This window comes from uncultured Allobosea sp. (assembly GCF_945957345.1).
In the GTDB taxonomy this organism is placed as follows: domain Bacteria; phylum Pseudomonadota; class Alphaproteobacteria; order Rhizobiales; family Beijerinckiaceae; genus Allobosea.
Window position 1 is genome coordinate 1 of sequence record NZ_CAMFKW010000081.1, and the last position, 12,529, is coordinate 12,529.

The window sequence follows — 12,529 nt, forward strand, 5'->3', positions numbered from 1 at the left end:
AGTGGCCTGCTTTTACTCCGCCACGATGGCCTGGAATCCGACCGCCGTTGACAAAGGACCGAAAAACACGGGCAATCACCTCAGGCTTCTTGCTTTGATATTGCCGGTGGTTCGAGAAGCGGCCTGACTGCTTCGGATCGGTCAAGCGGGCTCTGTTTGTGTCGAGCATATTGTCGAACTGCTGCGGGGCGGCTCGGTAGCGGGCTGCAGTCCATACCGGCCCCTGGCCAAATGAACCAAAAACGAGTGCCGGCAGCTTCCATCCATCCTTCAAATGCTTTCCGAAATGCGTGCCGATGAACGCCAGCCAAACTGCCTCGTCGGCCTCTCCCTTGCGAGACAGCAGCAGCGAGCCTTGGAGAGGGTCGAAGAGCGGGGAAGCTGGATCCAGGCGCCGCTCGTCGATATCCTTGGTGAGCAGCGAGCGAATGAACTCGATCCGCCGCAGACTTGAAATGAACTGGGCAACCAAAGTCTCCCGCCAAGCCGGATCCACAATGCCGGGCAGCGCGCCATGGGCGGCCTCATAGCGAGACAGGCTGTCCAAAAGCTCCTGGCGCCGGTCTCTGTGGGCTGGGTTAGACATGGTCTGCGCTTCCGTGGAAGAGATCGCGGACGGCGGCGCGCTGTTTGCGCCGAGCAATCCGATCCTGGATGTAAAGGCGATAGCCTTTGAAGTGCACGCCATCGAGCAAAGGATCGAGTTGACCCTGGGTGCCATTGGCTACTGCGTGAACTCTTAGGAGGGTAGCCAGGTCTTCCCAATACGGGTCGAGCCCAGCCGGCGGCACGTAGGCACCCAGTTCCTCCCTCATTTGGCGCTCAGCTTGCAGGAGCGTTCGGATCGCGGGCCATGGATCTCCCATCGGCATCCGTGGCATTGGGACTTTTTCGAACAGGCCCTCGTCGAGATACATCTGCGCCTGTGTTCGAGACGAAAGGCCCGTCGGATCATCGTCGTAGAGGTGCAGGCTGGCGACCGAATGGTGATATTTGCCCATCTCGATGCCGAGCTCGCGCGCTGCGATCTCCTGCATCATCGTGAAGGCAAAAATGTCGTGGGGGAGACCCAGGAATGCGTCGTTGGATCGCATGTGGACATGCATTTCCAACCGGTCTCGGCGAATGGCGAACTGGAATGTACAGGTGCAAGGAATATCGTTTCCGGCCGCGCGACCATCCTTGTTCGAATAGATCTGGATCACGGCATTCCTCGATCCAGCACGATCCTTCAACAGCGCGATGACACGGTTCCATTCGTCATCAAAAACGCCGTCACCGTGTGCCCGAGTCGGGGCGAAAATCCGAGGGCCATAGGCGCCGGCCAGCGTCTTCTTGTCGTCGGAAAACTTCCGGTAGGCGGGAATGTAATGCTCGATGTGCGCCAGCTCATTGCTGCCAGAAAGATACCAGGTGAGTTCGCCTATAGCGCTGAAGACACGGGATCGAGCGACCGACCTTCCTAAGCGACCGCGAGGGTTGGTCAGCCGGAGTAGGGCTCCAAAGACCTCGGTGCTGTTTCCCTTGGTCGCCTCGACACGATTGTTGTCTCGGTTCTCGGACAGCAGCCGCGCAAAAACAGCTCTCATCAAGTCATCGATGTTGTCGGCCGATGCGTGAAACATGCCCCTCTCGAATCATTGTGGAACAGCGAAGAATCTCGCACGCGAAAAACTAATAATTCGCGAGAAATTTTCTTTCTACATTCCTTAAATTCCCTCGGTCACAGCAGCGCTATTCAACGGTTCGAGATGTTATCCCGTAGCGTAGTGCAGTTGGGTGGTCATCGGCTATCTCCGGCGCTTCGATTTGCCGGGCCAAGGCAACACGCCATCCAGCTCGTGCAGCCCATAGCGCTCCTCCTCCCAGCGCTTGCGCTCCGCTGGTGGAGGCGGCAGATCCTCATCTTCGAACCAAAGCAGGGTTAGCGTTTGGTCCCAGCAGTCAAGGTGACGCACATCTTCGTAGAGCGCCCCGTCTCGCTCCCAATCCTCAAACCACTGAGCCGGCTCGGCCTCTTCAGGGCCTGAGCTCGCTATCCCAGCCCGCGCCCGGGCGCTTGCCGAGTCGCTTGGCAAATCCATGCCCGAGCGCACATAGCCTCTGGCATCCCGCAGGGACGTCGACCGCGAACAATAACGAACCTTGCCGCCCTCCGAGAGCACGAAGGCGCACAATTCGCGAGAAAAGGTGGCGAAGCGAGAGCCGGTGGCTATCAGAGAGGCATCGAAATCGTCCGCGAGCGTGCTGATGGCTGCGAAATTCAAATCGGCCGCATCGACCTGCGGCTTAAACAATTTGTAGGGAAGCAGAAGCTCGGCCGCGAACACGTCGCAAGCGATCTCGCCAGACGGCCGACGCGAAAAACTCCAACTCGGCGACGTGTGGTCGGCCGGTATGCCCAACACGTCGTGGGCGACTTCGTGGCAGACACTGAAACGCTGCCGGCGGCTGTTATGGTCACAGTTCACGCAGATGCGGTACTTGCCATTCGGCAATCGCACCGACCACGCATCCTCGTTCTCCTGAAGCGCCTCCTGCTTCACGACACCGCCGATTTGCGCCGCGTAGGCATCGACGGAGACAGGAAGTGGCAATGGTCCACATTTTGCGATGAATTCGCGGGCCTTCATCGCGATGGATAGCTCATCCATCTTCATCCTCGCTCATGAATCGACGTATACGGATCAATGAGATCGCATAATCGGGGCGGGCGCCACGGTTTACGACGGTGGTCAGCATACGGAACTCCTCAAACGAAACGCTATCATCGGCCCATGCGAACTCCGCGAGACCGGGATCAACATTGGAGTGGCTGGATAAAAAACGCAGTATCTCTGCGTCACGCGCCGACGGGGTCAGGGCGCTGAGCAGCTTGTTTATAACCTCGTCAGACGGCGCCTCCTTCACGCCCGTCTCAAGGCGGTAAATGTAGGCGTGGTCGACGCCGCTTCGCTGACCCAACACGCGAAGGCTCTCCTCACCGCGCAGCGCCTTCAGCCAAATTCCTAACGCGGACGGCATCCGTCCTCCTTGACATTCACACTCGACGCTCCCATTCTGTTGTCCATACAGACAACGGGCCCTGAATTGGCTTCACGCCGAACAGGGCATTTTTTAAAGCCCTACTGTTGTCTGAACGGACAGCAAGATGCCATCCGGAAGGGCGTAACGCAAGCGCCGCGAAAGCGGAGAAAGTAGTAGCTATGCCTGTCAATGCCGCGGCGCACCTCGTGCGCATCCATATCGACCGGGAGGTCTTCGAGTCGCCCGATCCGACCACGGGCAAGGCCCTCTACGAGCTGGCCAAGATCCCGAACCGGCGCGAGCTGTTCCGGGAGATGCAGGGCAATCACGAAGATGAGCCCGTGCCCCGCGATGATACCCTGATTGACCTGAAAAAGGACGATCACTTCTACAGCCAGCGAGCCGTCACCATCAGCGTCAACGGTGAGCCGTACGAGACCACGGAGCTGCGCCTCTCCTTCGAGGAGCTGGCGGCGATCGCATTCCCCATCCCGCCGACGGGCCAGTGTATCGAGTTCACGATCACCTACCGCGACGGCCCGCCGGCCAACCCGAAAGGGACGCTGACGGCCGGTCACTCCGTGAAGATTAAGAACCGGATGAAGTTCGATGTCACGGCGACCGATCGATCTTAGTCCGCCGCTGAAGCGGCTTCGCGACGAGGGCTACAATGTCGACGTGGTCACGGGGTATCTCGTGATCCGCGACGTGCCCTATGTCGACAGCAGCCGGCAGGTTAAGCACGGCGTCCTGTTCGCTCCCCTGGATCTGGTCAACGACGTCGCGAAGCCGCCCGGCGATCATCAGACCCGGTGGTCAGGCGATCACCCGTGCCACGAGAATGGCAGTAAGATCCAAGGTCTCGGCGACAGTGCCCTCCCTGACGGCTTTGAAATCGACGGGATGCCGGTGCGCTGGAATTTCTCCTGCAAGCCAAAGCCCGCCGATCGCTACGACGATTTTCATCACAAGATGACGCACTATGTAGCGAAAATCTCGGGTCCGGCGGCGGTAATCCAGCCGGGCGTCACGGCCCAGACCTACAAGCCCTATGCGCCCGACGACGGTGAAAGTGTCTTCCTCTACGAGGACACGGCCAGCAGCCGTGCCGACATCGTGGCCATTGCGATGAAGATCCAGCCGTTGAAAGTCGGCATTGTCGGCCTCGGTGGGACCGGCGGTTACGTTTTGGACTATCTCGCCAAGACGCATATCCGCGAGATCCACCTTTTCGACGGCGATGCCTTCAGCCAGCACAACGCTTTTCGGGTGCCAGGCGCGCCATCAGGGAAAGAGCTTGAGGACGAACTCACCAAGGTCGCGTTCCACACGCGCACCTACAGCAAGATGCGACGCGGCATCATCCCGCACGCGGTCAAGCTCTCCGCCGAGAACCTTCACTTGCTCGACGGCCTGGACTTCGTGTTCCTCTGCATGGAGGGCGCGGGAAAGCGGCCGATCGTCGAAAAGCTGGAAGCGATGAATATCCCGTTCGTGGATGTCGGCATGGGCTTGACGGTGCACAACCAAAGCCTGCGCGGTCAGGTCCGCACCACCACAAGCACCCCGGTCAAACGCGAGCATGTTCATGCCGGAAAGCGCATCGCGTTTATGACGGCCGACGATGTCAATGAGTACGATCGAAATATCCAGATCGTGGAACTCAACGCGCTCAACGCCGCGTACGCCGTCATCAAGTTCAAAAAGCTCTTCGGCTTTTACGACGACGACACCCACGAACATTTCAGCGTCTTCGTGGTCGCGGGTGCCGAGACGATCAATGAGGACTGCGAATGAAAACGCCTCGAAAGATCCGGCACGAGTTTGTGGAGTTCATTCCAAAAGACCGCGAGGCCGGTGTCCTCTACGTCTCGATCCCGTATGCCACTGCGGTTCATGATTGCTTCTGCGGCTGTGGCACCAAAGTGGTGACGCCGATCAGCCCAGTCGGCTGGCAGCTCACTTTCGATGGCGAGAGCGTCAGCCTTGCACCGTCCGTCGGAAACTGGTCGTTCGCCTGCCGCTCCCATTATTTCATCCGAAAGGACCGAGTCGATTGGGCTGGGGACATGTCCGACGAGGCGATCGCGAAGGGACGGACGAGGGACAAGGCTGCGCGTGAAGGTCACTTCGGAGCCCCGGTCTCGCCGCCCGTCCCGCCAAAGCCGCCTGAACCCGAGATCGCGAAACCGAAACCCAGGGGGTTCTGGTCTTGGTTGACCGGCCGCCGATAGTGATCACGATCCAGACGCTACAAACCTCCGAGACGAGCTGCCAACGTCCGCATTCCGGCGCACCTACAATGTCAGGAAGTGGCGCATTATGTCGGCGCAAAGGGCGCCAGGACTTGGTGCGGCATTCCGGCGATCTGGATGTTGGTTTCCGGGCAGTTCGACGATATCGATGTCGAAGCCCTTGAAACAACGCCAGACGAGCAACGCGCCCGATCGACGAGAAGCGCGCCTGCAGGGCGGGCGCCAAGTCAACTTGCTTCCGGCGGCATCTGTCCCATTCGCTCCCCGAACGGGCTACACCTCGATCGCACCAGCCAGGCGCCGCAAGACATGCGACTATACCAAGGTATAGCCGGCGATCTCATGGTCCAATTGATCACGGGCAACACTGCGAGCAAACACGGGCGCGTCCCCGCAACGCTGTTTTGCGCGGAGTTTTATTGCAATCGCCGAACCAACGCCATGTCGAACGACGGGCCGCCGTGAACGCTGCTGCTTGCGTGGATCTGCGCGGTTTCGCCGTCTCCAAAAAGGTGAACCATGGACAATGTCATTGCCTTTCGCCGGATGGCCGATTGCCATGGGCGCGCCAGAGGCTCGCGCGATGGTGCTCATCGGGTCCTACGTTTGCTTCGCGGAAGCGCTGCGGACCGGAAATCCCACCTCTTCGCCCAATGGCGAATCAATGCGGGCGACGGAGCTCTGGAGTGCAGCTGGCGCCTCGCAGAGGCCGAGCTTCAGAGTGATGTCGGCGACCGATTGTCGAGCAGCTGCGCCGCCTGAAACGCCCTCCGCCTTCATCTTGCAAATGCGTGCGGCTGTGGCTTCCCCGCATGCCGCTCTCCGACCGAGGTTCTCCGATGGTCTTTCTATCGAATAGTCAGGCCCGGCCCAGCACTCTGGCCGCCCTGGCGCGCGACCGGCTGCTTCCGAATATATACGATCTGGTTGCCTTCGCATTGCTCGCGGCGCTTGCCGTGGTGACGCTTCACGCGGCAGCGGCGATGCACGCTCCGCTCTCAGGTCTGACAACCGCACCGGTCACGCTCGATCCGGCACTGCTGCCGGAATACGCCCTGCGCACGACCATGCGCATGTTCGCGGCGATCATCGCTTCACTGATATTCACCTTCGTCGTCGCGACGCTTGCCGCCAAGAGCCGTCGTGCCGAGCTTGTCATCATCCCGGCGCTCGACATCCTGCAATCCGTTCCGGTGCTGGGCTTCCTGACCTTCACGGTCACCTTCTTCATGGGGCTGTTTCCCGGTAGCCAGCTCGGCGCCGAATGCGCCTCGATCTTCGCGATCTTCACCAGCCAGGCCTGGAACATGGCCTTCTCCTTCTATCAATCGCTGCGGACCGTTCCGCGCGATCTCGACGAGGTCAGCCGCAGCTTCGGTCTGTCGTCCTGGCAGCGCTTCTGGCGGCTGGAGGCGCCTTTCGCCATGCCCGGCCTGGTCTGGAACACCATGATGTCGATGTCGGGCGGCTGGTTCTTCGTCGTCGCGTCCGAGGCCATCACCGTCGGCGATACCACCGTGCAGTTGCCGGGGCTCGGCTCCTGGCTGGCTCTCGCCATCCAGAACCAGGATTTCGCCGCCGTGGCCTGGGCCGTGCTGGCGATGGCGGTGGTGATCGCCCTGTATGACCAGCTGCTGTTCCGGCCGATCGTGGCTTGGGCCGACAAGTTCCGTTTCGAGCAGACGGCCGGCCAGCAACGGCCGCGTTCCTGGGTCTACGCGTTGGCGCGCCGCACCCGCCTGTTCAAGCGCCTGATGACGCCGTTCGCATGGCTGGGCAGCCGCGTGTTGCTCATGCGGCTTCGTCGGCCTGCATCGATGGCGGCCAAGGCCGCCCCGGAAGCGAGCAAGCTGCTGGATTATGCCTGGCTCGGCCTCATCATGGCTCTTGGCGCATGGGCGGCATGGACTGCCGTCGCTTATGTCGGGCAGAGCCTGTCCTGGTCCGATGCCTGGGATCCGCTGGCGCGCGGCGTCGTCACCTTACTGCGCGTTATCGTGCTGATTGCCCTCGCCAGCATCATCTGGGTTCCGCTGGGCGTCTGGATCGGGCTGCGCCCCGCCGTCGCCGAGCGTGTGCAGCCCGTCGCTCAGTTCCTCGCGGCCTTTCCAGCCAACGTGCTGTTTCCCTTTGCCGTGGTCGCCATCGTCAGCACCGGGGCGAGCCCCAACATCTGGCTCTCGCCACTGATGGTGCTCGGCACGCAATGGTACATCCTGTTCAACGTCATCGCCGGGGCGAGCGCCTTTCCGACCGATCTGCGCGAGGCCGCCGCGGTCTATCAGCTGCGGTCGTGGAGCTGGTGGCGCCGGGTCATGCTGCCGGGGATCTTCCCTTATTACGTCACGGGCGCGCTGACCGCTTCCGGGGGCTCCTGGAACGCCAGCATCGTGGCCGAGATCGCGAGCTGGGGAGACACCAAGCTCGAAGCCTATGGGCTCGGCTCCTACATCGCCAAGGCGACCGAGGCCGGCGACTTCCCCCGCGTCGTGCTCGGGATCGCTGTCATGTCGCTCTTCGTCACGCTGTTCAACCGCACGCTCTGGCGCCCGCTCTACGTCCTCGCGGAACGCCGCATGCGCCTCGACTGACCTTTTCCGGAGGATCACGCAATGGATGCCAGCATCGCCACCAGCAGCCCCGGAGCCGGGAGCGCAACCCCTCTCGTGAGCGCGCGACAGATCTGCCAGAGTTACGACAAGGGCGCGGCCGGGTCTCTCGTGGTGCTCGACAAGGCCGATGTCGAGTTGCGCCCGGCCGAGATCGTCGGCTTGCTCGGTCGGTCCGGCTCCGGCAAGTCAACGCTGCTTCGCGCCATTGCCGGCCTGATCCAGCCGAGCAGCGGCACCGTCGCGTTCCAGGGCCGCCCGGTGACGGGTCCCACCTCCGGCATCGCCGTGGTATTCCAGAGCTTCGCCTTGTTTCCCTGGCTGACGGTGCTGGAGAATGTCGAGCTCGGCCTTGAAGCGCAGGGTGTGGCGCCGGCAGAGCGCCGCAAGCGCGCACTGGCCGCGATCGACCTGATCGGTCTTGACGGCTTCGAGAGTGCCTATCCCAAGGAATTGTCAGGCGGCATGCGCCAGCGTGTCGGGCTCGCGCGCGCCCTCGTCGTGCACCCGAAGGTCCTGCTGATGGACGAGCCGTTCTCGGCGCTCGATGTCCTGACCGCCGAGACGCTGCGCACCGATCTGCTCGACCTCTGGTGCGAGGGGCGGATGCCGATCGAGGCGATCCTGATGGTGACACACAACATCGAGGAGGCGGTGTTGATGTGCGATCGCATCCTGATCTTCGGCTCGAACCCCGGTCGCGTAATTGCGGAATTGCGTGTCGACCTGCCGCAGCCGCGCAACCGCCTCGACCCCGCCTTCCGCACGCTCGTCGAGGACATTTATGCGCGGATGACGGCCAGGGCGGGCGCGCCGGCGCGCGACGGCCTGTTCCCGGGCACCGGCATTGCGATGTCGCTGCCGCGCGTCTCGACGAACCTGATGGCCGGCCTGATCGAGGCGATCGCCGCCGAGCCCTATAAGGGGGCCGCCGACTTGCCGCCGCTGGCGGCGCAGCTCCATCACGAGATCGACGACCTTTTTCCCGTGGCGGAAACGCTGCAACTGCTTCGCTTCGCCGATCTCGAAGGCGGCGATATCAGGCTTACCGCGCCCGGACTGCGCTTCGCCGACGGCAACGTCGACGAGCGCAAGCGCCTCTTCGCTCAGCAGCTCTCGACCTATGTGCCGCTCGCGGCCCATATCCGGCGCGTGCTCGATGAGCGGTCGAGCCATAAGGCTCCCGCAGGGCGCTTCCGCGACGAGCTCGAAGACCACATGTCGGAAGACTATGCCGCGACGACGCTGAAGGCAGTCACGAACTGGGCGCGTTACGCCGAGTATTTCGCCTACGACGAGAGCGCCGACCTTTTCACGCTCGAAAACCCGAGTTGAGGCGAGGCTGCAATCCAGAGTGCCGCGAAGCAGAGGTCAGCCCGCCCATCATGCTGCGCGTGCAACACACCGATATTTCTCACCAGGGAGGGATCGTCATGAAAAGCGACGACCTCTTTCAGCAATGGCTCCACGCTCGCAGGCGGCAGCGCGCGATGCAGCCGCTGGAACGCCGGCGCCTGCGTGGCGCTTCGCCTTGGTCGCGTCGAAGGCCGCCCGGCCGCCCGCGAGCGTTCTGGAGCGCGGTGAGCAGTCTTTTGTGGTTGTCTCATGTGCAACTGCGTCTCGTCGCCCGCCTGTATTTTCTTGGCCTGCTTTCGCCACGCGTGACCCGTGCATTGCTGCGGATATCGGGGCGGCCTGCGGAAGCAGCCCTGACGCTGATGCGAAACCGGAGCCGATACCGGCCCTCCCGGACCGGAAGATGCCGTGACGATGATCCGTCTTGAGCTGGCGAAGACAACCTTGGAGCGACGCTCGCATTGGGAGAGCCCGCCAGATCTACATGGCAGCGAGCTGTTTGCCGGGGTGGGTATCGGCTATCCGTTCGCGCACCGACGTGATGCTAGAATGAAGGGCGCCGGCCGCGATACGATCGGCCCCGACGAGCATGTCGCTCCGCTCGATCAGTGGATCGGAGCCTGTACGGTTGGCAGAGGGCGGGACATGAGGCTCGATCGGGAACGCTTTCGCATCGAGCGGCCATGGCTCGGACTTGGCCTCGTCGTGTCGATGGCGGTGATCTTCGTCGCCGACACAGTCACGAATTTGGAGATTGCCGTTGCTGTTCTCTACGTGGCGGTGATCCTGATCTCGGTCCGGTTCGACCAACCCATGATGGTGCTCGGGACCGGTGCCGCCAGCACGGCGCTGACGCTCATCAGCTACGGCTTGACGCCGCGCGGCGCTCCGGAAGCGGGCATCGCCAACTCCGCCTTGAGCATTGTCGCCATCGGCGCGACGACCTATCTGGCCCTTCGGATCGAGGCGGCGGAAGCACGTGTCCGCCAGGCGCGATCGGAACTCGCCCATATGTCCCGGGTCACGATGATGGGTGAACTCACCGCCTCGATTGCCCATGAGGTCAGCCAACCGCTCGCCGGCATCGTCGCCAGCGGGAGTGCCGCCATGCGCTGGCTTGCAGCCACCCCCCCGAACCCCGCCGAGGCAAGACGCGCGATCGAGCGCGTTGTCGCCGATGCCGACCGCGCGGGAGATGTCATCGGACGCGTGCGAAGGCTCGTCGCGAAGGCGCCACCGTCACGCGAGCGGATCGACATCGTCGACCTGATCGAAGAGGTTCTTGCCCTGACCCGCAGCGAAATCCGTCAGAACCGCGTGGTGCTGAGGACCGACTTCGCCAATGATCTGCCGCGCCCCATCGGCGACCGGGTGCAGCTTCAGCAGGTCATTCTAAATCTGATCGTGAATGCGGCCGAGATCATGGGCGGGCTGGAAACCGGGCCACGCGACCTCCTGATCGGCGCCGCCGCCGGGGGCGGGCAAATCCGGGTCAGCGTCCGCGATACAGGGATCAGTCTGGCTCCGGCCGCGATCGAGCGTGTTTTCGAGGCCTTTCATTCCACCAAGCCGGGCGGCATGGGCATGGGGCTGGCGATCAGCCGCTCGATCGTGGAGGCTCACGGCGGAACGATCTACGCGGCCGTCAACCATCCGCGCGGCATGGTCTTCGGCTTCACCTTGCCTCTCGACAGTTAATCCTCGGACTGAAGCCATGCCTCAGGACACTCCAATCGTCCTTGTCGTCGACGACGACCCCTCCGTCCGCGAAGGGCTGGACAGCCTTTTCCGCTCCGTCGGGTATCAGGTCGCCTGTTTCGGTTCGGTCCGGGAGTTCACCCTGTTCCGGCGCCCCGACCATCCCTCCTGCCTGGTTCTCGACGTCAGAATGCCCGGACCCAGCGGCATGGATTTTCAAGCGGAACTCGCTGCCATCCGCGATCCGACCCCCATCGTGTTCCTCACCGGGCACGGCGACGTGCCGATGGCGGTCCGCGCGCTCAAGGCTGGCGCCATCGAGTTTCTGCTGAAGCCGTTCCGCGAACAGGATCTGCTCGACGCCGTGCGCAAGGCCATCGACACGGATATCGCACGGAGGCGGTCGGAAGCCGCCCTTGCCGGACTCAGGGCACGCTTCGTTTCGCTATCCGCGCGCGAAAAGGAAGTGATGGCCCTCGTTGTTCAAGGTCGCCTCAATAAGCAGATCGCGGCCGATCTCAGCCTAAGCGAAGTGACCGTGAAGGTGCATCGCGGCCAGGTCATGAGGAAGATGGAAGCTGCGACGCTGGCAGATCTGATCCGGCTGGCCGATCAGTTGTCCGGACGGGAAGGCGGACGAAACCCTTCGCGATGCTGATACGACGCCGGGCGATTGCACCAATTTCGACGGCCCCAGTTCGCGATGGAATGCGCCGTTGGCTCGAACTCTCGCGACAGCTCTTCAGGCGTTCGCCCGGATAGGACCAACTCGGCCGTCTGCCGCCGGAACTCCGGCGGATAAGCAGCTCGAAAACGCGCCATCGGACACTCCGGAAAATGACTTCATGGATGCCCACAAAACCAAGGCAACTCCAGTGAATCTTTCGATCCTCAGACGGCTGGACCGTCCCCACATCATGATCCATGAGGTCGCCGGCATCCGCAGCCCCTGCCGCAAGAACAGCTTAGAAGTCCGATGGCGCTTAGCTGTCCGGTAATGAAAAATGACTATCGTCAGCGGCAATGGTCGAGCTTCTTCTTCTCTTCGTGACGGTCGGTGTCGGCGTTGGATGGTGGCGAGAAGCGCGGTCATCCGCGCGCAGCCGGGCCCTTTTGCGCGACATTGTAGAAGGCATGCCGTACGGCTTCGTCTTGTGGGATGCGAACGACCGGCTAGTCGCCTGGAGCAAAAAAATTGGCGACGTCTACGCGATGACGGGTCCCCGACTTCATGCCGGGATAGGCTTCGAAGAGCTTGTTCGGCATGGAGTGGCGATGGGCGAATACCCTGCGGCAGTCGGGCGGGAAGATGCATTCATCGCGGAAATGGCGGCAAGGCACCGGGCGACGGGTACAACCGAATGCGAACTCATCGGAGATCGCTGGATACGAATTCATGAGAACCGCACGCCCTCGGGCGGAACTATCGGGCTGCGGACCGAAATAACAGATCTAAAGCGAGCCCTCGCTGAAGCTGCCGCCTCGCGCGCTGCTGTCGAGCACGTTGCCCATCACGATGCTCTAACCGACCTAGCGAACCGTCGGCTGTTCCTCCAAAATCTCGATCGCGCCCTGAAGGAGCCC

Annotated in this window: 11 protein-coding genes and 2 pseudogenes; 8 read left to right on the forward strand and 5 right to left on the reverse strand. The window is 62.3% G+C overall.

What is annotated here, in order from left to right:
• From Q0Q36_RS23880 to Q0Q36_RS23895, 4 genes and pseudogenes are all read right to left on the reverse strand, one after another.
• Nucleotides 1–586: pseudogene (locus Q0Q36_RS23880) on the reverse strand (hypothetical protein); the annotation flags it as partial.
• Nucleotides 579–1,625, reverse strand: a complete 1,047-nt coding sequence (locus tag Q0Q36_RS23885; RefSeq protein ID WP_293802192.1) for a thymidylate synthase — start codon at nucleotides 1,623–1,625, stop codon at nucleotides 579–581. The pseudogene Q0Q36_RS23880 and the gene Q0Q36_RS23885, both read right to left, overlap by 8 nt.
• 165 nt (nucleotides 1,626–1,790) lie before the next feature.
• On the reverse strand, nucleotides 1,791–2,660 hold the full coding sequence (locus Q0Q36_RS23890) for an ImmA/IrrE family metallo-endopeptidase (protein ID WP_293802194.1): 870 nt from the start codon (nucleotides 2,658–2,660) through the stop codon (nucleotides 1,791–1,793).
• Nucleotides 2,647–3,024, reverse strand: coding sequence for a helix-turn-helix domain-containing protein (locus tag Q0Q36_RS23895; protein ID WP_293802196.1), 378 nt, complete (start codon nucleotides 3,022–3,024; stop codon nucleotides 2,647–2,649). The genes Q0Q36_RS23890 and Q0Q36_RS23895 overlap by 14 nt, the downstream gene beginning before the upstream one ends.
• Nucleotides 3,025–3,206: 182 nt before the next feature.
• Here Q0Q36_RS23895 and Q0Q36_RS23900 point away from each other — a divergent pair, with 182 nt between their 5' ends.
• The 7 genes from Q0Q36_RS23900 (at nucleotide 3,207) to Q0Q36_RS23930 (ending at nucleotide 11,603) form a co-directional block, all read left to right on the forward strand.
• The gene (locus Q0Q36_RS23900; RefSeq protein WP_293802198.1) at nucleotides 3,207–3,662 is read left to right on the forward strand and encodes a multiubiquitin domain-containing protein; all 456 of its coding nucleotides are present in this window, start codon (nucleotides 3,207–3,209) and stop codon (nucleotides 3,660–3,662) included.
• Nucleotides 3,637–4,824 (forward strand): ThiF family adenylyltransferase, encoded by a 1,188-nt coding sequence (locus Q0Q36_RS23905; protein ID WP_293802200.1) that lies wholly within the window; start codon nucleotides 3,637–3,639, stop codon nucleotides 4,822–4,824. The genes Q0Q36_RS23900 and Q0Q36_RS23905 overlap by 26 nt, the downstream gene beginning before the upstream one ends.
• The gene (locus Q0Q36_RS23910) at nucleotides 4,821–5,261 is read left to right on the forward strand and encodes a DUF6527 family protein (protein WP_293802201.1); all 441 of its coding nucleotides are present in this window, start codon (nucleotides 4,821–4,823) and stop codon (nucleotides 5,259–5,261) included. Before Q0Q36_RS23905 ends, Q0Q36_RS23910 begins: the two co-directional genes overlap by 4 nt.
• A gap of 860 nt (nucleotides 5,262–6,121) precedes the next feature.
• Nucleotides 6,122–7,873: an ABC transporter permease subunit gene (locus Q0Q36_RS23915; protein WP_293802203.1), complete on the forward strand. Its 1,752-nt coding sequence runs from the start codon at nucleotides 6,122–6,124 to the stop codon at nucleotides 7,871–7,873.
• A 21-nt stretch (nucleotides 7,874–7,894) separates the two neighbouring features.
• Nucleotides 7,895–9,226, forward strand: a complete 1,332-nt coding sequence (locus Q0Q36_RS23920) for an AAA-associated domain-containing protein (protein WP_293802205.1) — start codon at nucleotides 7,895–7,897, stop codon at nucleotides 9,224–9,226.
• Between the two features lie 435 nt (nucleotides 9,227–9,661).
• Nucleotides 9,662–10,945, forward strand: coding sequence for an ATP-binding protein (locus Q0Q36_RS23925; protein WP_293802210.1), 1,284 nt, complete (start codon nucleotides 9,662–9,664; stop codon nucleotides 10,943–10,945).
• 16 nt (nucleotides 10,946–10,961) lie between these two features.
• Nucleotides 10,962–11,603, forward strand: a complete 642-nt coding sequence (locus tag Q0Q36_RS23930; RefSeq protein ID WP_293802207.1) for a response regulator transcription factor — start codon at nucleotides 10,962–10,964, stop codon at nucleotides 11,601–11,603.
• Nucleotides 11,604–11,638: 35 nt separating this feature from the next.
• Here Q0Q36_RS23930 and Q0Q36_RS23935 read toward each other — a convergent pair.
• Nucleotides 11,639–11,767 (reverse strand): annotated as a pseudogene (locus Q0Q36_RS23935) (IS3 family transposase); the annotation flags it as partial.
• A gap of 201 nt (nucleotides 11,768–11,968) precedes the next feature.
• Here Q0Q36_RS23935 and Q0Q36_RS23940 point away from each other — a divergent pair.
• Nucleotides 11,969–12,529 (forward strand): PAS-domain containing protein (locus Q0Q36_RS23940; protein ID WP_293802209.1); only part of this gene is annotated, 561 nt, incomplete at its 3' end.